The organism is Methylobacterium bullatum (genome assembly GCF_014845095.1).
In the GTDB taxonomy this organism is placed as follows: Bacteria; Pseudomonadota; Alphaproteobacteria; order Rhizobiales; family Beijerinckiaceae; genus Methylobacterium; species Methylobacterium bullatum.
Genome location: NZ_NKUG01000036.1, coordinates 42,661 through 65,443, shown reverse-complemented (window position 1 = coordinate 65,443; position 22,783 = coordinate 42,661). Strand labels below are relative to the sequence as shown.

The window sequence follows — 22,783 nt, the reverse complement described above, 5'->3', positions numbered from 1 at the left end:
CGATGGCGGAGACCTCACCGGTGTCCGTCGAGCAACTGATCCACGAGAGCGGCCCAGCGGTCGCGCACCGCGCAGGCTTCCGGCGAGAGCGGTGCCGGCCCGGCGAGACGCTCGACGCTGGCACGGACGCTGGCGGCTTCTTCCCGCTCGGCGCGCAGGACCGCCTTCATCACCATGATCTCGGAGCGCAGCCGCGCCAGGTCGTCGGACGGTGCGGCCTCCTCGGCCACCTCCGCCCGCGGCTCCACCGGCAATGTCACCGGAGCGATGTCCACGCGCTTCCGCGCGGCGCCGGTGCGGATCGGGCGCGCCATGAGGCGCTTCACGATATCCGAGCCGAAATCCTCGCCCGGGCCGAATTCATCACCTAATCGCAATGCCGCTTCGGCCATCACGCCCGCCTCCTGTCGAACGGCAGACCGTGCCGCGCCGCTCGATCCATCTCGACCGTCACGATGAGCGATCATGGTTAAGGGAGGTTTAATTCAACCGTCGCGGTTTGGCGATCAGGCCGCTTCCGGTGCCGCGCCGACCAGCTGGCGGGCCTGGAGCATCGACATCGGATCGCCGAAGGCAGGACCTTGCGCGTATTCGCAGCCGAACTCGGCCAGGGCCTGCGCATCGGTTTCGTTCTCGGCGCCGTCGGCGATGATCGCGAGGCCGAGTTCCTGGGCCATCTTGACGATGGAGCGCAGCATCACCGAGTGCCCGGCCGCCATCTGGCGCACGAAACTCGGGTCGATCTTGATCGTGTCGAACGGGAACCGCTGGAGATAGGACAGGGCCGAGTAGCCGGTGCCGAAATCGTCCAGCGAGAGGCCCGCCCCGAGATCGTGGATGCGGCTCAGCATCTGAGCCGCGTATTCCGGGTTCTCCATCACCAGCCCTTCGCCGAGTTCGAGCTTGAGCGAACCGGGAAGTACGCCAGAGCGGGCCAGGATCGTCTTCACGTCGTGAAGCAGGTCGTGCCGGAGGATCTGCCGCGAGGACACGTTCACGCAGGCGAAGATCGGCGGATCGACGTCGAGGGAGCGCTGCCAGGCGGCGAGTTCGAGGGCCGTGCGCTCCAGGGCGAAGATGCCGAGATTGACGACGAAACCGCTCTCCTCGGCGATGGGCATGAAGGTGGAATGCGGAATGCGGCCGAGCTTGGGGTGGTCCCAGCGCAGGACCGTCTCGAACCCCGCTACCGTGCGGTCCTCAAGGCGGACGACGGGCTGGAACAGCACCTTCATCTCGTTGCGGTCCAGGGCGCGGCGCAGGTCGGCTTCGAGCATCAGCCGGTCGCTGCGTTCGTTGCGCATGGAGGCGCGGAACACTTCGGTGCGGTCGCCGCCGTTGCGCTTGGCCTGGATCATCGCGATCTCGGCGTTCTTGAACACGTCCTCGCGCTTCAGGGCGGCACCGGCCTCGTGCAGGACGATGCCGATGGAGACGGTGAGGAAGATCTCGCGGTCGGCATAGGTGATCGGCGTGGCGATGGCCCGGCGGATCATGTCCGTGAAGGCGAGGATGCGGTCCGGCTCGCGCTCCGAGAGCAGGATCAGTCCGAACTCGTCGCCTGCGATGCGGGCCAGGGAATCCTGCGGGCGTAGAAGCCGGCCGAGACGGCGCGACAGGGTGAGCAGGATCGAATCGCCCGCCGAAAGACCGATGGCGTCGTTGATCGCCTTGAACCGGTCGACGTCGAGGAGGATCGTCGTCGGTTTGAGGCGCGCGTCCTGGCTCGCGAAGGCGAGGGCGGCGTCGAGGCGGTCGTTGAACAATTCGCGGTTGGGCAGGCCGGTGAGGCTGTCGTGGATCGCGTCGTAGAGCAGACGCTCCTCGGCCGTCTTCACCTCGGTAACGTCCGAGATGGTGCCGACGATGCGGATGACCTCACCGTCCGGTCCGATCACCGGCCGGGCCTTCAGCCGGTACCAGACATAGAGGCCTTCGGTGGAGCGCAGGCGGAAATCGTGGACGATGCGGCCGCGCCGTTCCTCGATCACCGTGTCCAGGGCGGCCGAGTATCGGTCCACGTCGAAGGGGTGGACGAGGCCGAGCCAGTTCGAGGCCGGCCCCTCGAGGGTGCCGCGCTTGAGGCCGAGCTGGTTCTCGATCTCCTGTCCGGCGAAGACCCGGTCGGCCGGCACGTCCCAGTCGAAGACCACGTCGCCGGCGCCGGTCAGGGCCAGGGCACGCCGTTCGGTGTCCGAGACCAGGGAATGGGTCATCCCGCCCCCGGTGAAGGCGTGCTGCATCACCGTGAAGCCGATGAGCATGACGATGAGGACGAGGCCTCCGATGAGCGCCGGCTGGACGAGGTCGCTGCCGATCTGGCCGGTGATGGCGAAGCCCGCGGCCACGACCCAGACGAGGAGCAGGAACCAGGTCGGCACCAGCAGGATCGCCCGGTCGTAGCCGTTATGGATGGCCAGATAGACGATCAGCAGCAGGCCGACGCCGGCGACGGCGGCGATGGAGATGCGGGCGACGCCCGCCGCCACCGGCGGGTCGAACACCGCCAGGCCCACGAGGCCGGCCAGGAACGCGAGCCAGAAGAAGGCCACATGGCCGTAGCGCACATGCCAGCGGCTCAGGTTGAGATAGGCGAACAGGAAGACGAGGAGCGTCGCCCCCAGCACCGCCTCGGCGGAGGCCCGGTAGACCCGCTCGGCCACTTCGGTGACGGGAAAGACCCGCTGCAGGAACCCGAAATCGATGCACGCATAGGCGAGCACCGCCCAGGCGAGGGCTGCGGCCGCGGGGAAGATGATCGCGCCCTTCACCACGAAGATGATCGTGAGGAACAGGGCGAGAAGGCCGGCGATGCCGATGATGATGCCCTTGTAGAGCGTCAGGCCGGTGGATTTCTTGCGGTAGGCTTCCTGGTCCCAGAGATAGACCTGCGGCACGTTCGGCCCGTTCAGCTCGGCGACGAAGGTGACGGTGGCGCCGGGATCGAGGGTGATCACGAACTGGTCGGCTTCCGGGTTCTCGTCCCGCTCGGGTCTGATGCCCTGGCTCGCCGTGATCGCCGCGATGCGCGAGCCGCCGAGATCCGGCCAGATCACGCCCGAGCCGACGAGACGGAAATGGGGCGCCACGAGGACCCGGTCGACCTGCTCGTCGGTGTCGTTGGTGAGCGCGAAGACCATCCAGTCGGGCCGCGCGCCGCTGTCGCGGGCCTTCACCACGATGCGCCGGACGATGCCGTCTTTGCCGGGGGCGGTGGAGATCTGGATCAGGTCGCCGTCCGAGCGATAGCGCTCGATCATCGGCGTCAGATCGATCGCCGGAGCGTCGAGGGTCACGCGCACGGCTTCCACGGCCGAAGCCGGCATCCCCGTTCCGAGGAAGCCGATCAGGAGCGAGACGAAGGCGGTGAGGACGAGGAAAGATCTGCGCAACGGGCGAGTGTTCCGGCCGGGCGGGCACTGACGAGGAATACGGCTCAGCTTGTGGCCCAGTCGTACCGGCGGGGGGGTCCACGGACAAGGCGAGCGGCTTGCCCGCAATCGCGGCACCCACTGCTTCTTGGCGTAGCGCCGAGACGTTTTGGATCGCGTCCTTTTGCGGCCAAAACAAGCCGGACACACTTCTGAAACGTGGAGGCGTACGCCCGGATTGCTCCCAGGGGCGACAATCGCCGGTATGAGATCATACCCACGACCCTTTGCCGGGCGTTCGGTCGGTCGTCGAAAGCCTTATCCTCGACGCCGAGCCGCCCGGCCGGCGGCGCCCCTCAATTCGCCCGCAGCACGCCCGTCATCTTTTCCAGGGACGGGAGCTTCTTGATCGGGCCGATCGCCGCGAGCGTCGGAGCGCCCGAGAGCAGGCGCAATCCCGCCGCCCTGACGTCATCCACCGTGACGGCATCGATCTTGGCGATGACTTCCTGAGGCGGGATCACCCGGCCCCAGGCGAGCATCTGGCGGGCATTGCGCTCGATCCGGCCGCCGGGGGTCTCCAGGGCCGACAGGAGTGCCACCTTCACCTGCGCCTTGGCGCGGGCGACCTCCACGGAATCGGCATCGCGCGCCGCCTTGGCCGTGGCGGCCAGGGTCACGTCGACGAGTTCGGCGAGATCCGAGCCGGACGTGCCGGCGCCGATGCCGAACAGGCCGCAATCGACGAAGGACCAGTGGAACGCCTGAATCTCGTAGGCGAGGCCGCGGGTCTCGCGCACCTCGTGCCAGAGCCGCGAGGTGAGACCGCCGCCGAGCACCTGCGCGAACATGTGGAGGGCGTAATAGCCTTCGTCGCGAAACGAGAGGCCGGGCAGGCCCAGCACGAGATTGGCCTGTTCGAGCTTCTTCTGGATCCGCTTCTCGCCGCCGACATAGGTGCCGGGGACCATGTCCGGGGCGACCGTCGCCGGCATCCCGCCGAAATGATGCTCGGCCGCCTCGACGATGGCCTCGTGCGAGATGGCGCCCGCTGCGGCCACGACGATGCGGTCCGGGGTGTATTCGCGGGCGAGATAGGCTTCGATGGCGTCGCGGTCGAAGCTCGCGATGGTCTGCGGCGTGCCGATGATCGGACGGCCGATCGGCTGGTCCGGAAACGCCGCCGCGGTGAAGGCCTCGTAGACCACGTCGTCGGGCGTATCCTCGATGGCGGCGTATTCCTGCAGGATCACGCCCTTCTCGCGAGCGAGTTCACCCGCGTCGAAGACCGAGCGGGTCAGGATGTCGCCGATGACGTCCAGGGCGACGCCGGCATCCTCGCCGAGCACGCGTGCGGTGTAGCTCGTACCCTCGGCGCTGGTGGCGGCATTGATGTCGCCGCCGACATTCTCGATGTCCTCGGCGATCCGGCGGGCCGAGCGGGTCTCGGTCCCCTTGAACGCCATGTGCTCGATGAGGTGGCTGAGGCCGCCCTCGTCGGGCCTCTCGTGGCGCGACCCGGCGCCAACCCAGACGCCCAGGGTCGCGGTGGCGACACCGGGCATCGTCTCCGTGGTGACGGTGATGCCGTTGGAGAGGCGGGACACCTTCAGGCCGGGAGAAGCGCCATGGGTCGCGAAATGCTGGTTCATGGGTTCTCAGTTCCCCGCCGTGATGCGTGAATGTGCGCGGATGAAAGCTTCCACCGCCGCCTGATCGTTGGCGACGCGGATGAAACGCTCCTTCCGATCCAGCAGATCGGCGAGGTGCGGCGGCAGGGCCGGGCGATGGCCCCCCGTCGCCTGTGCGACCGCATCCGGAAACTTCGCCGGATGTGCGGTGGCCAGGGCGACGACGGGGGTCTTACCGTCTTTCTCCAGAAGGCGCCGGCCGGCATGAACGCCGATGGCGGTATGCGGGTCGATGACCATGCCGATCTCCCGGTGGACCCGCGCGATTTCGGCGATGACGGCTTCTTCCGGGACCGAGGCGGCATCGAACTCGTCACGGACGGCCTTGAGGACCGCCTCGTCGAGGTGGAAGCCGCCCGATTGCTTGAGACCGGCCATCAGTCGCGACAGGCTCGACGCGTCGCGGCCCAGGGCCTCGAACAGCAGGCGCTCGAAATTCGAGGAGATCTGGATGTCCATGGAGGGCGAGGTGGTCGGCTGGACGCCGCGAACCTCGTAGGCGCCATGCTCCAGGGTGCGGGCCAGGATGTCGTTGGCGTTGGTGCCGATCATCAGGCGCTCGATGGGCAGGCCCATGCGCTTGGCGACCCACCCGGCGAGGATGTCGCCGAAATTGCCCGTCGGCACCGAGAAGGAGACGGGGCGGTGCGGTGCGCCCAGGGCCACGGCGCTGGTGAAGTAATAGACCGCCTGAGCGGCGACCCGCGCCCAGTTGATCGAGTTGACGCCGGAAAGCCGCAGCTCGTCGGCGAAATCCGCGTGCTGGAACAAAGCTTTGACGATGTTCTGGCAATCGTCGAAATTGCCGTCGATGGCGATGGCGTGGACATTGTCCGCGCCCACCGACGTCATCTGGCGGCGCTGCACCTCGGAGACGCGGCCATGCGGGAACAGGATGAAGATGTCGACCTGATCGAGCCCTCGGAAGGCCTCGACGGCGGCGCTGCCGGTATCGCCGGAGGTGGCGCCGACGATGGTGGCGCGGGAGCGGCGGGACCGCAGGACGTGGTCCATCAGCCGGCCGAGGAGCTGCATCGCCACGTCCTTGAACGCCAGCGTCGGACCGTGGAAGAGCTCCAGCAGGAACAGGTTGTCGTCGAGCTGCACCAGCGGACACACCGCCGGGTGGCGGAAGGTGGCGTAGGAGTCCTCGATCATCCGGTCGAGATCGGCATCCGCGATCTCGCCGTCGATCAGCGGCCGCAGGACGAGCTTGGCCGCGTCGGCGTAGCGCTGTCCGGCGAGCCCGGCGATCTCGTCACGGGAAATCTGCGGCCAACTCTCGGGCAGGTACAGACCGCCGTCGCGGGCGAGGCCGGCGAGGAGAGCATCGGAAAAGCTGAGGGGCGCCGCGGCGCCGCGGGTCGAAACGTGTAGCAAAGGGGCCTCCGGGAAGGGGGCCGGTCTACACGAAGTGGATGGCGCTGTCGAAAGCCGGAAATTGCCGACGTCCGGGATCACGCTTCGCCGATAGATGAATGAAGCGGCGCCGTTTCCGCGAAGACCGAATCGATCAAGCTCCGCCGACCTCGTCGAGGAACCTTTCGATCGCCCGCTCCGTCCGAGACTTCGTTCGCGCCTGAGCGATGTAGTCCAGCCCCGCCTCAGACACCGCCTCGGCATGGGCTTCCTCGGTGCAGAGCCGCCGTATGGTCTCGGCCAGATCGTCCAGCGTCTCGGTGAGAGCCGGATACGGGGCCGGAAGGTCCTCTTTCAAGTCGCCCCAAAGCAGGCCCGCCAGCGGAACGCCGCCCGACAGGCACTCGTGCTGCGCCAGGCCGAACCCCGCCCAGGGCGGCAGGGGACTGACGTAGCACGAACACGAGCTCTGCAACTCGTCCTTGGCGCGCCCGTCGAGAAAGCCTCCCACCGTGTCCTGTCCGTACATGACGATGTCGACGGATCGCCGCTTGGCCAGTTCGATGACCTGATGGGTCAGCGCCAAGTCGTAGCGATCGCGCGTGTTCGGCCGCGATTTCATCGTCCAGGCGCGGTCCGCGCTCCATCGGTAACGCCGCTCGGGCTCGTACCAGGGGGCGATCACCCAGGACGGTTTGTGCAGCAACGCCGGATGATGGGTGCGTTGAAGGGCGAGGACCTTGCGGGACAAGGTGATGACGCCATCCACCTCGTCGATGAGCTTCGGCGGAAGAAGTCCCGCGCGCCCGTTGTGGATGATCCAGATATGGGCGGCGTTGGGCAAATGGGTTCTGGCTTCCTCGAGCTGAAGCGGGGTGGTCACGAGGACTGCCGCGACGTTCTCGTCGCTCCCGTCCCAGGACGGAACCTGCAGCAGGGCCGATTCCGCCAAGCCGTCATGATCGCCGAGCTTGGCCGCTTCCAGATTCCATCCGCCGGCGGACGCCCAGTTGTTGAGGAGCGTCGGGGATTGAAGGGCTGCCACGATGCGGGGCACGCCCACGCCTCTCGCGGATGCGACGGGCCGCCGGAGGAGCGGCCGGGTCACCTCTTTGCGCCGGGCGGCGGGCTGCCCGGCATCGAGATCGGAACTGGAGAGATGGTTGGCGAGATCGATCTCGAACGACCGAACGTGGTCCGACTCGCTGTGCCCGAGACGGAACACGACGAATACCTCGTTGGAGAAAGCGAGCTTGGCCCTTCCGAAACTGGCGGCGAGCAGACGTACCGGAATCTGCTCGATCAGGCCCTTGTGGCAAACCACCTGCCGGACAGAGGGGATGTCGTCGAGGTCCGAGAAGGCGATCAGGTCCGGGCGATACTCCTTGAGCCCGTCCGGTGCCGCCGTGGCGGCAAGGAGCGCGCCGTCTTCGTCCAGGAACGCGAGGAGTGCCGCCCAATACGGATCCACCGGCTGTGTTCCGCTCATCTCGACCTCATCCTCCTCGATCCGGCGAGACCTCGAACGTGTCTCACCAAATTCCCACCGCGCCGTCGCGCTCGGTACGAGGACCGGTCGTCACGGAGGGTTTCCTGAGGCCTTCTTTAGCCGCGAAGGGGGCGCGGCGCATCTACCGGCGGATCGGGTTCTTTAGGGAGCTTCAGGCTTCGGGAAAGACCGGGCCATGACCATCCCAGCCGGCCCTCACCTATGCGTTGTCGCCGGGCGCCTTGACGAGGCGGCAGCCATTGATCCGCCATGTGCCGTCGCTCTGCTTTTCGAGGCTGTAGAGCGCAGTCCAGTCGATGCCGTTCTCGTCCTGCAGCGTCATGCCCAGGCTGAGACCGTCCTCGCCGCTCTCCTCGACACGATCGATGCTGAAGCTGCGGGCGCGGTAGACGGCACCGTATCCCTTCCGGACCATCTCGATGAACGTGTCCGGTGAGGCGAACATCCCCTGGATCGACGGGGCGGCCTGGGCATAGGCGGTGGCCGCGTCGTCCTTGCGGAACGCCTCGATCTGACGCTCCACCGTCGCCCTGGCTGCGAGCTTCGCCGCTTCGTCTGCGGCCCGGGCCGGTTCCGAAGCGAGACAGGTGAGGGCGATCAGCAGGGAGAGGACGGCGCGCATGGACCACACTCCGCGATGGGGATGTCCGACGTCAGGATAGCGCGACGCGTCCGGCCGGCAAGAGCGAGCCCGGATCCCGAGCCCTGCCGGCTTCCTTATGTGGCCGGGTTGCTCGCGGAGCCGTCCCGTTCTTCCGAGAGACGTTTCCACGCGAAGACGCCGAAGACGCCGACCAGGCAGGCGGCGATGCCGAACCATGTGAAGGCGTATTGCATGTGGTTGTTGGGAAGGTCGACGCGAAGCTGTCCGCCCTTGGGCCAGCCGCCGGGGTTCGGCGTGGCATCCGCCTCGATGAGATAGGGCATCACGGTGAGCCCCCTCGCAGCGGCGATGCCGTCGATGTCGCGATGGAACCACTCTCCCTTGGCGGGCTCCGGCGGCGGCACGAACATGGTCCGTATCTCGGAACCGCGCAGCATCCCGGTGATCGTGACCGATCCGGCGACCTGTCCCGGCTGGCGCCGCGCCGCATCCTTCAACTCCGTGGGCACGAAACCCCGGTTGACGATGACGAGGCTGCCGTCATCGTCCCGCTTCAACGGTGTCAGAACGTAGAAGCCCTGGAGAGCCTTGCCAGGCACGGCACCGGCCGCGAGACCGTGGACCAGGGTCTCCTGATCGTTCAGCAGCGTCCCCGTCACCCGCACGCGCTCGAACTCGTCCCGCGCCGGATCCCAATCGTTTCGGGCCGGGAGAGGGGCAGGGGGCTCGGCGCGCGAGCGAGCGACGATGCGGCCGATCAGGGCTTCCTTCTCGCCCTTGCGATGCAACTGCCAGACGCCGAGGCTCAACAGGATGGCAAGGCAGATCAGCGAGGCGATGGCGGGCGCCGCAAGCGCCCGCACGGCGCCCGGACGAACAGGCTTGGGCATCAGCGAAAGCGCCCCTCCGCGGCCTTGTTGGCGAATTGAAGCGCCGCCAGCATTCCCTTCAACGGGCGCACGAGGGCGAGGCTCAGCCCGACCGACAGGGTGATGGCCACGACGGCATGGACCCAGATCGGCGGCTCGAAGGTGATCTCGAGCCAGAGCGCCAGCCCGACGACGACGATGCCGACGATGGACATGACGAAGAAGGCGGGGCCGTCGCCGGAATTGAAGTTCGAATAGTCGAGGCCGCAGACCTCACAGGACGGCCGGAACGTGAGGAAGCCGTCGAACATCGCGCCCTTGCCGCAGCGGGGGCAGCGGCAGCGCAATCCGGTGGGAACTGGCGGCGGTAGCGGCCGAGGGTGATTCACGATGCTTGCTCCTCGGTGACGGGCGAGTCCGCCGTCCGCCCCATATGGGGTTCCCGGCAGTCATGGCACGAAAAAGGGCGGCTCGCGCCGCCCTGATTCTCATACCTGTGTCGCTTCGCCTCGATGAGGCGGGACCGGTGTCAGTGAGCCGCCGTGCCGGCGCCCCAGACGTAGATCGACGCGAACAGGAACAGCCAGACCACATCGACGAAGTGCCAGTACCAAGCGGCGAACTCGAAGCCGAGATGCTGCTGGACTGTGAACTGGCCGAGATAGACCCGGTATAGGCAGATCGCGAGGAAGATCGTGCCGATGATGACGTGAGCGCCGTGGAAGCCCGTCGCCATGAAGAAGGTCGCCGAGTAGATGCTGCCCGAGAAGCCGAAATGCGCGTGGCTGTACTCGTAGGCCTGGCAGGCCGTGAACAGCACGCCGAGGATGATCGTGAGCCACAGACCGTATTTCAGGCCCTTGCGGTCGTTGTGCAGCAGGGCGTGGTGAGCCCAGGTGATCGTCGTGCCGGAGGTCAGCAGGATCAGCGTGTTGAGGAGCGGCAGGTGCCAGGGATCGAACGCCTCGATGCCCTTGGGCGGCCAGGTGCCCCCGGTGAAATCCAGGCGCGTGGTCTGGATCGGGTCGGCGGTGTAGAGCGCCGCCTCGAAATAGGCCCAGAACCAGGCGGCGAAGAACATCACCTCGGAGGCGATGAACATGATCATGCCGTAGCGGTGGTGAAGCTGCACCACGCGGGTATGGTCGCCGGCATTCGCCTCGTGGACGACGTCGCGCCACCAGGAGAACATGACGTAGAGCACACCGATCGTGCCGGCGCCGAAGATGTAGGGGCCGGGGCTGAGCGTGCCGATCTGCAGGCTCTTCATCCAGAACACGGCGCCGAACGCCATGAGGAAGCCGGAGAAGGCACCCAACAGCGGCCAAGGGCTCGGGCTCAAGATATGGAAGTCGTGATTCTTGGCGTGCGCCTCGGCCATCTCAATTCTTCTCCTCACCCCGGGCCCAATGCCGCGAACGGCTCTGACCTTCTGAACGTTCGGCTACACCGGAACCCTTAATCGGGACGGCGCAGTGTTGTCACGCTTGAGACCTCAAAAAACCTGGCGCGTACAAAACGCGTCCCGCCAAATTATTTGACGACCTCAGAAATTGGTTTTCGCACCCTTGCCGTCCGTCGTCGCCAGGGCGGCCGAGGGCTGGCCGTTCTTCGACGCGAAGTAGGTGTAGGAGAGCGTCAGTTCCTGCAGATGGGCGGTGTTCGAATCGGCGCGCACGGCCGGATCGATGTAGAACACCACCGGGAAATCCATCGTCTCGCCGGGCTGCAACGTCTGCTCGTTGAAGCAGAAGCATTGGATCTTCACGAAGAAGCTGCCCATGAGCCCGGGCTGGACATTGTAGGTCGCGATCCCCGTCGAGGGGGTCGTCCCCGTGTTCTTGACGCGGAAGAACACGGTCTTCGTCTCGCCCAGACGCGCCTCGATCTTCGGCGTCTCCGCGACGAAGCGCCAGGGCAGGGTCGACGCGACATTGGTGTCGAAATGGACGACCATGCTGTCGTCCATCGCGACCTGAGTGGGAGCGAGCCCGACCCGCGGCGTGCCGTCATAGCCGGTGGCCTTGCAGAACATGTCGTAGAGCGGCGCCGACGCGAAGGCGAGGCCGACCATTCCCATAGCCAGACCCGCACAGGCGAGGGCGGTGACCGAAGCCGTGCGGTTCGGCGTGCTGCTTCGCTTGGTTGGCATGTCGGTCATGATGACGTCCGACTCTCTTCGCTGAACGGTCCGGTCGATCGGGTCACAGCGGGCGGTTGAGGATCTGCGGTCCGAGCTTGGCGATGGTCAGGGCGTAGAAGATGGCCACGAGGACGAACAGCACCGTGGCGATGGCGATCGAGCGCCTGCGCTGGCGCTGCTGCTCCTCGGGCGTCAGACGCCGCGGCGGCGTGGATTTCTCCGGCATCGAGGTCACGCGAGCACCGCGCGGTAGAGCCCGAGGCCCTGCTCGGCCAGGACCGCCGAGAACAGCAGGAACAGGTAGAGGATGGAAAAGCCGAACATGCCGAGGGCGGCCTTGCGTTCCGCCTCGCCCTCGCGGTTGCGGTAGACATGGACGCTGAAGGCCAGCATCCCGAGGCCGCCGATGAAGGCGGTGACGCCGTAGAGCCATCCACCGAAGCCGAGGAACACCGGGGCGAGGCCCACCGGGAACAACACGATCGAGTAGTAGATGATCTGGCGGCGGGTGGATTGCGGCCCGGCGACGTTGGGCATCATCGGGATGCCGGCCTTGGCGTATTCGCCGGCCTTGATCAGCGCGAGCGCCCAGAAATGCGGCGGCGTCCAGATGAAGATGATGAGGAACAGGATCGTCGATTCGATGCCCACCGATCCCGACACGGCCGCCTGACCGATCATCGGGGGCAGGGCACCGGCAGCGCCGCCGATGACGATGTTCTGCGGCGTCGCCCTCTTCAGCCACATGGAATAGACGACGGCGTAGAAGACGATCGTGAAGGCCAGGAGCGAAGCGGCGAGCCAGTTCGAGGCGAGGCCGAGCACCAGCACCGAGCCCACCGACAGGACGATGCCGAAGGCCAGGGCCTCGCCGGGCTGGATGCGGCCGCCGGGTATCGGGCGGGTCGCGGTGCGGGTCATGACCGCGTCGATATCGGCATCCCACCACATGTTGAGGCAGCCGGAGGCGCCGGCGCCCACCGCGATCATCAGGAGCGAGATCACGCCGACGACGGGCTGGATGTGAACGTGCGAGACCACCATGCCGACGAGGGCGGTGAAGATCACCAGCACCATCACGCGCGGCTTCAGGAGTGCGAAGAAATCCGCGACCTCACCACCGACCATCATCGGGGTCGGCGCGAAATCGTGCGGCTCGGCGGCAGCGGAGACGCTGTTCGACAGGCTCGTCATGGGGTCCCGATACTGTTGTCGGTATGGCCGGAATTCGGATCACGCCGTCTCTGGCGCCGCCCTTTGCGGGATGTCGCTCGGTGAAGAGGGGCATCCGGTAAAGAGCGAGGACCGCTCACGCGATCCTCGCAATCCCTAGTGTCGTTTTAGAACAATCGCAATTTCGAAGCCGATCGCGATCGTGAAGACGGCAGTGCCTCAGTGACCGTGGTCGTCGACGATGGTCGGCAGCGTCTCGAACTGGTGGAAGGGCGGCGGCGAGGAGAGCGTCCACTCGAGGGTGGTGGCGCCTTCGCCCCACGGATTGTCGGCAGCGCGGACCTTCGAACGGAAGGCGAGGACGACGCCGATGAAGAACACCACCATGCCGAGAGCGAAGATGTGACCGCCCCAGGTGGAGACTTTGTGCCAGCCGGCGAAGGCTTCCGGGTAGTCGGCGTAACGACGCGGCATGCCGGCGAGACCCAGGAAGTGCATCGGGAAGAACAGGACGTTCGCACCGATGAAGGCCAGCCAGAAGTGCAGCTTGCCGGCCCATTCCGGGATGACGTAGCCGGTCATCTTCGGGAACCAGTAGTAGACACCGGCGAAGATGATGAACACGGCGCCGAGCGACAGCACGTAGTGGAAGTGGGCGACGACGTAATAGGTGTCGTGCAGGTACTTATCGACCGCCGAGTTCGCCAGCACGACGCCGGTGACGCCGCCGACCGTGAACAGGAAGATGAAGCCGACCGCCCAGTGCATGGCGGCGGTGAAGCGGATCGAGCCGCCCCACATCGTCGCGATCCACGAGAAGATCTTCACGCCGGTGGGTACCGCGATGACCATGGTGGCGAAGACGAAATAGGACTGCGTCTGGAGCGACAGGCCGACCGTGTACATGTGGTGAGCCCACACGACGAAGCCGACGACGCCGATGGCGACCATGGCATAGGCCATGGCGAGGTAGCCGAACACCGGCTTGCGCGAGAATGTCGAGATGATGTGGGAGACGATGCCGAAGGCCGGCAGGATCATGATGTACACTTCGGGGTGGCCGAAGAACCAGAACAGGTGCTGGTAGAGCACCGGATCACCACCGCCGGCCGGATCGAAGAAGGTCGTGCCGAAGTTGCGGTCGGTGAGCAGCATCGTGATCGCGCCGGCGAGGACCGGGAGCGACAGGAGCAGCAGGAACGCGGTGACGAGCTCCGCCCAGGCGAACAGCGGCATCTTGTGCAGGGTCATGCCCGGCGCGCGCATGTTCAGGATGGTGGTGATGAAGTTGATGGCGCCCAGGATTGAGCCGGCGCCCGAGAGGTGGAGGGCGAAGATCGCGAAGTCTACGGACGGGCCGGGATGGCCGGAGGTGGAGAGCGGCGGGTAGACGGTCCAGCCCGTGCCGGCACCGGTGGTTCCGGGGGCGCCTTCGACGAACAGCGAGCAGACGAGGCTCGCGAAGCCGGCGACGGTCAGCCAGAACGAGATGTTGTTCATGCGCGGGAACGCCATGTCTGGCGCGCCGATCATGAGCGGGACGAACCAGTTGCCGAAGCCGCCGATGAGCGCCGGCATCACCATGAAGAACACCATGATGAGGCCGTGGCCGGTCACGAACACGTTGTAGGTGCCGGGATTCGAGAAGTACTGCAGGCCGGGCTCTTCCATCTCCATGCGGATGCCGAAGGAGAGGAACGCGCCGATGATGCCCGCGCAGAACGCGAACAGGAGGTAGAGCGTGCCGATGTCCTTATGGTTGGTCGACAGGAACCAACGGGCGAAGAAGGACGGCGTATGGGAGGCGTGGGCGTCGTGATGCCCTGATTGTGCTGTGGCGGTTGCCATCGTTGCAGACCCTGTTCAGGTTTCTCTAAATCTCTCGATTTGCGAATGGACCGACCCGGTGAAGGGCCGGTCCAGCCGGTGCCGTCGGGCGGCGCCGGAAAAAGCCGCTACTTGGCTTCTGCGAACTTCGAACCGTCGTCGAGGCGGGCGAACTTGGTCTTCCCCTCGGCGAGCCAAGCGGCGTAGGCCTCGTCGCTCACCACCTGCACCGTGATGGGCATGTAGGCGTGGCGGGCGCCGCAGAGCTCCGAGCACTGGCCGTGATAGGTGCCCTCACGCTCGGCCTTGAACCAGAACTGGTTTAGGCGGCCGGGGATCGCGTCGATCTTGAACCCGAAGGACGGCATCGCCCAGGAGTGCAACACGTCGGCCGCGGTCACCTGGATCTTCACGATCTTGTTCACCGGAACGACCATGTCGTTGTCGGTGCCCAGCAGCTTGGGCTGCTTGTCTTCGTCGATATTGGCATCGAAGGTGAAGCCGCCGCCGTTCTCCACGGCCGGGTACTCGTAGGACCAGTACCAGGCATGACCGATCACCTTGATGATGACGTCGGCCTTGGGGTCCGAGAGCTGGGTGCGCAGCAGGCGGAACGAGGGGATGGCCACCGCCACCAGGATCAGCACCGGGACGATGGTCCAGGCGATTTCGATCATGGTGTTGTGGGTGGTCTTGGACGGGACCGGGTTCGCCTTCGCGTTGAACTTGAAGATGCAATAGACGATCAGGCCCAGCACGAAGGCCGAGATGCCGAAGGAGAGCCAGTGCATGCCCTGCTCGAACGTGTGGATGTCCCGCGCGTTCTCTGTGACGGCGACCTGACGGTCCATCTGCCACGGTTCGGGCTGGCCGATGCCCGCCGCCAGGGCGGCTGTAGAAACGAGGGCGGTGCCGAGCGCAGCAAAAGCGCCCGCAGCAAGTCCCCATGATGACCGGTGTTGCGCCTGCGTGGTCCGCATGTGCCTCTCGTGGCTCCCCTTGGTATCGTTCTACGTCGTCCCGCAGCGTCTTGCGACTTTTGACGTCGCGCGCAAGTCCTAGCTCAACGGGAAAGGCAAGCCTCGATCACGTATTTCGGGCCGGCATTGCCGGTGTCAGACCACATGGAGGTCGACGGCGCAACCGCAACAGCGTCGCATGGATGAGGCTTTCCCCGTAGTCCAGGCCGAAGGGAGCCCGAATGACGAGCGGGGTTCAAAGCGATTTTGCTCGGCGGCGAACTTAAATTTATCTTACAGCCGTCTTCGGGGCTGAATCCGTCGCCAGTATAGCGCCGTTCCCGCTATGGAGGGGGCTTGATCCCGTGCGAGGATGCCCGTGCCCATCCAGGTTTCGAACGCGCCGAAGGCCGGAACGGGGATGAACACGATAGGGTCCCGGCGGTGATCGAGCGTCTCGAATTCCTCCTTGCCTTGGCCCGCGAGCGGCATTTCGGCCGGGCGGCGCAATTCTGCAACGTGTCTCAGCAAACCCTGTCGGCCGGGGTGAAGCAGCTCGAAGAGCGACTCGGCGTCCTGCTGGTGGAGCGCGGGTCCCGCTTCCAGGGGTTCACCCCGGAAGGCGAGCGCGTCCTCGATTGGGCACGCCGGATCGTCGGCGACGCGCGCGCCATGCGGGAAGAAGTGGCCAGCTTGCGCCGAGGTTTGTCGGGTACCCTGCGGCTCGCGGCGGTTCCCACCGCGACGCCCATCGTCGCCTCGTTGACGACGCCCTTCCGTGCCCGCCATCCCGACGTGCGGTTCTCCGTCCACTCGACGACCTCCGGCGAGATCGGCCGGCTGATCGCCGACCACGAGATCGACGCCGGAATCACCTATCTGGAGAACGAGCCCCTCGGGAAAGTCATCGCGGTGCCACTCTACCGCGAGCGCTACCGCCTGCTCACGGCCATCGACGGCGTCTACGGCAAGAGGGATTCGGTCAGCTGGGAGGAGGTCGGTCGTCTGCCCCTGTGCCTGCTCACGCCGGACATGCAGAACCGCCGCATCATCGACGGTCACTTGCACAATGCCGGGCGGGATGCCGCGCCGCTGCTCCAGTCGAATTCGATGATCGTGCTGCTCACCCATGTCCGCACGGCGAAATGGGCGAGCGTGATGCCCGCTGTCCTCGCCGACAGCTTCCGCCTGAGTGAGCGCGTCCGCTCCGTTCCGATCGGTGAGCCCGACGTGAGCCACATGATCGGGCTGGTGGTGCCGGAACGGGACCCGATGACGCCCCTCTGCGCCGCGCTCATCGTCGAGGCCCAGGCGATCGCTCCCACCGTCGCCGACGACATCGCCTCGCTCTGACGGGCTGCCCCGCAACTCACTCGTCACACTGCCCTTTCGCAGCGCACAATAGAATTATAACAAAAAAGCATTGTCGACCGACCGAACCGCGCGATTGATTCACGTTCGGAGATATACCACCTTGGAACGACAACAAGTTCACTAGGTAGGAACAATGCTGCAGCACGAGCCCTGGAGCGCGCAGCGTGCGGCCGGCATCATCGCCGACCATACGCATCTCGAAGGCGCCACGCTCCCCATCCTCCACGCCTTGCAGGAGACCTTCGGTTACGTGGACGAGGGCGCGGTACCGCTGATCGCGGATGCGCTGAACCTGTCCCGGGCCGAGGTTCACGGCTGCATCACGTTCTACCACGACTTCCGTCGCGCTCCCTCGGGCAAGCATCAGGTGAAGCTGTGCCGGGCCGAGGCCTGCCAGGCCATGGGCTCGGACGCGTTGCATGCCGACATTCTCGCCCGCCTCGGGATCGATTGGCACGGGACGACGCCTGACGGTCAGATCACCGTGGAGCCCGTCTATTGTCTCGGCCTCTGCGCCAACGGTCCGGGCGCCCTGGTCGACGATGAGCCGCTCGCGCGCCTCACCGCAGATTCCCTGGAATCGGCCCTCACGGAGATGAAGTCGTGAGCATCACCATCTATGTCCCGCGCGACGCCGTCGCCCTCGGTCTCGGCGCCAACCGTGTCGCCCGCGCGATCTTCGCCGGCGCCGAGCGCCGCGGCCTCGACGTCACCATCGTCCGCACGGGCTCGCGCGGGATGCTGTGGCTCGAGCCCATGGTCGAGGTCGCGACCCCGGAGGGCCGCATCGCCTACGGTCCCGTCACTCCCGGCGATGTCGACGGCCTTCTCGATGCCGGTCTGGTGAACGGCGGCGAGCATGCCCTTCGCCTCGGCAAGCCCGAGGAGATGACCTATCTCGCCCGTCAGCAGCGCCTGACCTTCCATCGCTGCGGTGTGATCGATCCCGTCTCGGTGGAGGATTACCGGGCGCATAGCGGCTATAACGGGCTGGATGCCGCGCTGAAGCTCGATGCCGCCGGCATCGTGGCGCAGGTGCGCGATTCCGGTCTGCGCGGACGCGGTGGCGCCGGCTTCCCCGCCGGCATCAAGTGGAACACGGTTATGCTCGCCCAGTCCGAGCAGAAATACGTCGTCTGCAATGCCGACGAGGGCGATTCCGGCACCTTCGCAGACCGGATGATGATGGAGGGTGACCCCTTCAACCTCATCGAGGGCATGACCATCGCGGGCATCGCGACGGGTGCCACGCGCGGCTACATCTATCTGCGGTCCGAATATCCCCAGGCCTTCGCGACGCTCAAGGAAGCGATCGTCAATGCCCGGGCCGCCGGCTATCTCGGCGAGAACGTGGCGGGCTCGGGCAAGGCCTTCCATCTCGAAGTGCGCTTGGGCGCCGGCGCCTATATCTGCGGCGAGGAGACCTCGCTGCTGGAAAGCCTGGAAGGCCGTCGCGGCATCGTCCGCGCCAAGCCGCCGATCCCGGCACTTAAGGGCTTCCTCGGTCAGCCGACCCTCGTCAACAACGTCATGACCTTCACGGCCGTGCCCTACATCCTGGAGCACGGCGCCAAGGCCTATGCCGATTACGGCATGGGTCGTTCGCTCGGCACGCTGGCGATCCAACTCGCCGGCAACATCAAGCATGGCGGCCTCATCGAGTTTGCCTTCGGCATCACCCTGCGCGAGATCATCGAGGATTTCGGCGGCGGCACGCAGAGCGGCCGTCCGGTCCGCGCCGTGCAGGTCGGTGGCCCCCTCGGGGCCTACTTCCCCGACCATCTCCTCGACACGCCTCTCGATTACGAGGCGATGGCGGCCAAGAAGGGCCTCGTCGGCCATGGCGGCATCGTCGTGTTCGACGACACCGTGGACATGGCCAAGCAGGCTCGCTTCGCCTTCGAGTTCTGCGCGGTGGAATCCTGCGGCAAGTGCACCCCCTGCCGCATCGGCGCGACGCGCGGCGTCGAGACCATGGACAAGGTCATCGCCGGCATCCGTCCCACCGAGAATCTCGCCGTCGTGGCCGACCTTTGCGACGTCATGACCGATGGGTCGCTCTGCGCCATGGGAGGCCTCACACCGATGCCCGTCATGAGCGCGATCACCCATTTCCCCGAGGATTTCCAGCAGCGCGGACCGATGTCCGTGGCCGCTGAATAAGGAGGCGCGACCCATGGCCCTCATCAAAGAGATCGATTACGGCACCCCGATCCGGGTGAACGAGCAGACCGTCACCCTCACCATCGACGGCATGAGCGTGACCGTTCCCGCCGGTACCTCGGTGATGGCGGCGGCGATGCATGCCGGCACGCAGATCCCCAAGCTCTGCGCCACCGATTCGCTGGAAGCCTTCGGCTCCTGCCGCCTCTGCCTCGTGGAGATCGAGGGGCGGCGCGGCACGCCCGCCTCCTGCACCACCCCGGCCGAGAACGGCATGGTGGTCTCGACCCAGACGGACAAGCTCGCCAAGCTCCGCAAGGGCGTGATGGAGCTCTACATCTCCGATCACCCCCTCGACTGCCTGACCTGTGCCGCTAACGGCGATTGCGAGTTGCAGGACATGGCCGGCGCGGTCGGCCTGCGCGACGTGCGCTACGGCTATGACGGCGCCAACCACGTCAAGCCGACCTCGGACCAGTACCTGGCCAAGGACACGTCCAACCCGTATTTCACCTACGATCCGTCGAAGTGCATCGTCTGCAATCGCTGCGTCCGCGCTTGTGAAGAGACCCAGGGCACCTTCGCGCTGACGATTTCGGGCCGTGGCTTCGACAGCCGCGTGGCTGCCGGCCCCACCGACTTCTTCAACTCCGAATGCGTGTCCTGCGGCGCCTGCGTCCAGGCCTGTCCGACGGCGACGCTGCAGGAGAAGTCGATCATCGAGCATGGCCAGCCGGACCATTCCGAGGTCACCACCTGCGCCTATTGTGGCGTCGGCTGCTCGTTCAAGGCCGAGATGCAGGGCACCCGCATCGTCCGCATGGTCCCCTACAAGGACGGCAAGGCCAACGAGGGCCATTCCTGCGTCAAGGGCCGCTTTGCCTACGGCTACGCCACCCACAAGGACCGCATCACCAAGCCGATGATCCGCGACAAGATCACGGACCCCTGGCAGGAAGTGTCGTGGGAGGTCGCGATCGACCGTGCCGCGTCGGAGTTCAAGCGCATCCAGGCCAAGTACGGCAAGGATTCGGTGGGCGGCATCACCTCGTCGCGCTGCACCAACGAGGAAGCCTACCTCGTCCAGAAGCTCGTGCGCGCCGCCTTCGGCAACAACAACGTCGATACCTGCGCCCGCGTCTGCCATTCGCCCACGGGCTACGGCCTGATGTCGACGCTCGGCACCTCGGCCGGCACGCAGGATTTCGCCTCGGTGGCGCATTCCGACGTGATCCTCGTCATCGGCGCCAACCCGACGGACGGTCACCCGGTCTTCGGCTCGCGCATGAAGAAGCGCCTGCGTGAGGGGGCCAAGCTCATCGTCGCCGATCCGCGCAGGATCGACCTCGTGAAGTCGCCCCATATCGAGGCCGATTATCACCTGCCGCTGAAGCCCGGCTCCAACGTCGCCTTCATCAACGCGATGGCGCACGTCATCGTCACGGAAGGGCTCATCGACGAGGCCTATGTCCGCGAGCGCTGCGATCTCGGCGACTTCGAATCCTGGGCGCGTTTCATCGCCGAGGAGCGTCACTCGCCCGAGGCCCAGGCCGACAAGATCGGCGTGAACCCCGAGGACATCCGGGGTGCCGCCCGCCTCTACGCCACCGGCGGGGCCGCGGGCATCTATTACGGTCTGGGCGTCACCGAGCACAGCCAGGGCTCGACCATGGTCATGGGCATGGCCAACATCGCCATGGCCACCGGCAATATCGGCATGCTGGGCGCCGGTGTGAATCCGCTGCGCGGCCAGAACAACGTCCAGGGCTCCTGTGACATGGGCTCGTTCCCGCACGAGCTGCCGGGCTACCGCCACGTGTCGGACGATGCCACCCGCGAGACCTTCGAATCCCTGTGGGGCGTCCAGCTCGACAAGGATCCGGGCCTGCGCATCACCAACATGCTCGACGAAGCCGTCGATGGTGCCTTCAAGGGCATGTACATCCAGGGCGAGGACATCGCCCAGTCCGACCCCGACACGCACCACGTCACCGCCGGCCTGATGGCGATGGAATGCATCGTCGTCCAGGACATCTTCCTGAACGAGACGGCGAAATACGCCCACGTCTTCCTGCCGGGCGCGTCGTTCCTCGAGAAGGACGGCACCTTCACCAATGCCGAGCGGCGTATCAGCCGCGTGCGCAAGGTGATGCCGCCGCTGGCCGGCTACGGCGATTGGGAGGGCACGATTCTGCTCTCCAACGCGCTGGGCTACCCGATGAACTATTCGCATCCCAGCGAGATCATGGACGAGATCGCCTCGCTCACCCCGAGCTTCAAGGGCGTGAGCTTCGCCAAGATCGACGAGCTCGGCTCGATCCAGTGGCCGTGCAACGACGCCGCCCCCAACGGCACGCCGATGATGCACGTGGACCGCTTCGTGCGCGGCCTCGGGAAGTTCATGATCACGGAATACGTGGCCACCGAGGAGCGCACCGGCCCGCGCTTCCCGCTCATCCTCACCACCGGCCGCATCCTGTCGCAGTACAATGTCGGCGCGCAGACCCGCCGCACGGAGAACTCGCGCTGGCACGAGGAGGACGTGCTGGAGATCCACCCGTTCGACGCGGAGGTGCGCGGCATCGTCCACGGCGATCTGGTGGCCTTGGAGAGCCGTTCCGGCGACATCGCCCTCAAGGCGATCGTCTCCGAGCGCATGCAGCCGGGCGTGGTCTACACCACGTTCCACCACGCCAAGACCGGCGCCAACGTCATCACCACCGACTTCTCGGACTGGGCCACCAACTGCCCCGAGTATAAGGTGACGGCGGTGCAGGTGCGACGGACCAACCGGCCGTCGGATTGGCAGGCGAAGTTCTTCGAGGAGGACTTCTCGCTCACGAGAATCGCGACGCAATTGAATGCTGCCGAGTGAACGGAACGATCTGAACGAGAGCGACGCGCCGGCTCCGACGAGCCGGCGTGTCCCGACCCTGGTCGTGGCCTACGACGACCCCACGGCCCGCGAAGGGCATCGCGATCTTGCCGTCGAGATGCCCGTCAACCTCGTCTATGGCAGCGTGCCCTACGCGGTCATGATGACGACCCCGTCCGACCTGGTGGATTTCGCCTACGGGTTCAGCCTCACCGAGGGAATCGTCGAGTCCGTCGACGAGATCAGGTCGGTCCGGGTCGAGGACGGAGACGGGGGATTGCGCCTCGTGGTCGATCTCGCACCGGGGCGGTTGCGCGAGCACCTTGCCCGGAAACGCGCCATCTCCGGGCGCACCGGTTGCGGCGTCTGCGGGATCGACGATCTCGCGGCCCTGCCCAAGGCGGAGCCGCGTGCTCATGCGGTGCAGGCGGTCGGGATCGAATCGATCCAGCGCGCCCTGCTTGGAATGGGCGACGCGCAGCTTCTCAACCACACGACCCGCGCCGTCCATGCCGCGGCCTGGGCGGATCGGGACGGCAACCTTCTTGCCCTGCGCGAGGATGTCGGCCGCCATAACGGCCTCGACAAGCTGATCGGCGCGCTGATGCGGGAGCGGACCGACCCACGCGAGGGGTTCGTCGTCATCACCAGCCGCTGCTCGTTCGAAATGGTCGAAAAGGCCGCGACCTTCGGCGCCGCGATCCTCGTGGCGATCTCGGCCCCGACATCGCTGGCCATCGACCGGGCGCGCCTGCACGACATGACGCTCTGCGCCATCGCCCGGTCTGACACCCTCACGGTCTTCACCGGCCGCGAACGCCTTCTCCTTGCAGCCGAGCGCTAGAGGCGCGCGGCCCCCCTTCAC

Annotated in this window: 19 protein-coding genes; 5 read left to right on the top strand and 14 right to left on the bottom strand. The window is 66.2% G+C overall.

Annotated features, from left to right (window positions below; translation table 11 throughout):
• Positions 1-14: 14 nt before the first annotated feature.
• The 14 genes from MBTS_RS04975 to coxB all read right to left on the bottom strand — a co-directional run bounded on the left by MBTS_RS04975 (position 15) and on the right by coxB (position 15,527).
• Positions 15-392, bottom strand: coding sequence for a hypothetical protein (locus MBTS_RS04975; protein WP_018045009.1), 378 nt, complete (start codon positions 390-392; stop codon positions 15-17).
• A 114-nt stretch (positions 393-506) separates the two neighbouring features.
• Positions 507-3,326, bottom strand: coding sequence for an EAL domain-containing protein (locus tag MBTS_RS04970; protein WP_238253768.1), 2,820 nt, complete (start codon positions 3,324-3,326; stop codon positions 507-509).
• A 401-nt stretch (positions 3,327-3,727) separates the two neighbouring features.
• Entirely contained in the window at positions 3,728-5,023 is a 1,296-nt protein-coding gene (locus MBTS_RS04965; RefSeq protein ID WP_056140569.1) for a M16 family metallopeptidase, read from the bottom strand.
• A 6-nt stretch (positions 5,024-5,029) separates the two neighbouring features.
• Positions 5,030-6,442: a threonine synthase gene (gene thrC, locus MBTS_RS04960; RefSeq protein ID WP_192215206.1), complete on the bottom strand. Its 1,413-nt coding sequence runs from the start codon at positions 6,440-6,442 to the stop codon at positions 5,030-5,032.
• 133 nt (positions 6,443-6,575) lie between these two features.
• A complete protein-coding gene (locus MBTS_RS04955; protein WP_192215205.1) occupies positions 6,576-7,910 on the bottom strand; it encodes a glycosyltransferase in 1,335 nt (444 codons plus the stop codon).
• Between the two features lie 220 nt (positions 7,911-8,130).
• Positions 8,131-8,553 carry a DUF4864 domain-containing protein gene (locus MBTS_RS04950; protein WP_192215204.1) on the bottom strand — a complete coding sequence of 141 codons (423 nt, stop codon included), beginning with the start codon at positions 8,551-8,553 and terminating at the stop codon, positions 8,131-8,133.
• Positions 8,554-8,648: 95 nt separating this feature from the next.
• Positions 8,649-9,425, bottom strand: coding sequence for an SURF1 family protein (locus MBTS_RS04945; RefSeq protein WP_147829135.1), 777 nt, complete (start codon positions 9,423-9,425; stop codon positions 8,649-8,651).
• The gene (locus MBTS_RS04940) at positions 9,425-9,793 is read right to left on the bottom strand and encodes a DUF983 domain-containing protein (RefSeq protein ID WP_026176139.1); all 369 of its coding nucleotides are present in this window, start codon (positions 9,791-9,793) and stop codon (positions 9,425-9,427) included. The genes MBTS_RS04945 and MBTS_RS04940 overlap by 1 nt, the downstream gene beginning before the upstream one ends.
• Before the next feature lie 140 nt (positions 9,794-9,933).
• Positions 9,934-10,785 (bottom strand): cytochrome c oxidase subunit 3, encoded by an 852-nt coding sequence (locus MBTS_RS04935; RefSeq protein ID WP_018045001.1) that lies wholly within the window; start codon positions 10,783-10,785, stop codon positions 9,934-9,936.
• 165 nt (positions 10,786-10,950) lie between these two features.
• Complete coding sequence (locus MBTS_RS04930; protein WP_192215203.1) at positions 10,951-11,565, bottom strand: cytochrome c oxidase assembly protein; 615 nt, start codon at positions 11,563-11,565, stop codon at positions 10,951-10,953.
• 43 nt (positions 11,566-11,608) lie between these two features.
• On the bottom strand, positions 11,609-11,773 hold the full coding sequence (locus tag MBTS_RS04925) for a hypothetical protein (RefSeq protein ID WP_162238932.1): 165 nt from the start codon (positions 11,771-11,773) through the stop codon (positions 11,609-11,611).
• Positions 11,774-11,778: 5 nt separating this feature from the next.
• Positions 11,779-12,741: a heme o synthase gene (locus MBTS_RS04920; RefSeq protein ID WP_027172192.1), complete on the bottom strand. Its 963-nt coding sequence runs from the start codon at positions 12,739-12,741 to the stop codon at positions 11,779-11,781.
• Positions 12,742-12,939: 198 nt separating this feature from the next.
• Positions 12,940-14,568: a cytochrome c oxidase subunit I gene (gene ctaD, locus MBTS_RS04915; protein ID WP_018044997.1), complete on the bottom strand. Its 1,629-nt coding sequence runs from the start codon at positions 14,566-14,568 to the stop codon at positions 12,940-12,942.
• 107 nt (positions 14,569-14,675) lie between these two features.
• The gene (gene coxB, locus MBTS_RS04910) at positions 14,676-15,527 is read right to left on the bottom strand and encodes a cytochrome c oxidase subunit II (RefSeq protein ID WP_026176137.1); all 852 of its coding nucleotides are present in this window, start codon (positions 15,525-15,527) and stop codon (positions 14,676-14,678) included.
• A 423-nt stretch (positions 15,528-15,950) separates the two neighbouring features.
• Here coxB and MBTS_RS04905 point away from each other — a divergent pair, with 423 nt between their 5' ends.
• The 5 genes from MBTS_RS04905 to fdhD all read left to right on the top strand — a co-directional run bounded on the left by MBTS_RS04905 (position 15,951) and on the right by fdhD (position 22,762).
• Positions 15,951-16,859, top strand: a complete 909-nt coding sequence (locus MBTS_RS04905; RefSeq protein ID WP_018044995.1) for a LysR family transcriptional regulator — start codon at positions 15,951-15,953, stop codon at positions 16,857-16,859.
• A 154-nt stretch (positions 16,860-17,013) separates the two neighbouring features.
• Positions 17,014-17,487 carry a formate dehydrogenase subunit gamma gene (locus tag MBTS_RS04900; RefSeq protein ID WP_018044994.1) on the top strand — a complete coding sequence of 158 codons (474 nt, stop codon included), beginning with the start codon at positions 17,014-17,016 and terminating at the stop codon, positions 17,485-17,487.
• Positions 17,484-19,043 (top strand): formate dehydrogenase beta subunit, encoded by a 1,560-nt coding sequence (locus tag MBTS_RS04895; RefSeq protein WP_192215202.1) that lies wholly within the window; start codon positions 17,484-17,486, stop codon positions 19,041-19,043. Before MBTS_RS04900 ends, MBTS_RS04895 begins: the two co-directional genes overlap by 4 nt.
• A 13-nt stretch (positions 19,044-19,056) precedes the next feature.
• A complete protein-coding gene (gene fdhF / locus MBTS_RS04890) occupies positions 19,057-21,918 on the top strand; it encodes a formate dehydrogenase subunit alpha (RefSeq protein ID WP_056140590.1) in 2,862 nt (953 codons plus the stop codon).
• Complete coding sequence (fdhD, locus tag MBTS_RS04885) at positions 21,905-22,762, top strand: formate dehydrogenase accessory sulfurtransferase FdhD (RefSeq protein WP_147829139.1); 858 nt, start codon at positions 21,905-21,907, stop codon at positions 22,760-22,762. Before fdhF ends, fdhD begins: the two co-directional genes overlap by 14 nt.
• The last annotated feature ends 21 nt before the right edge of the window (positions 22,763-22,783 follow it).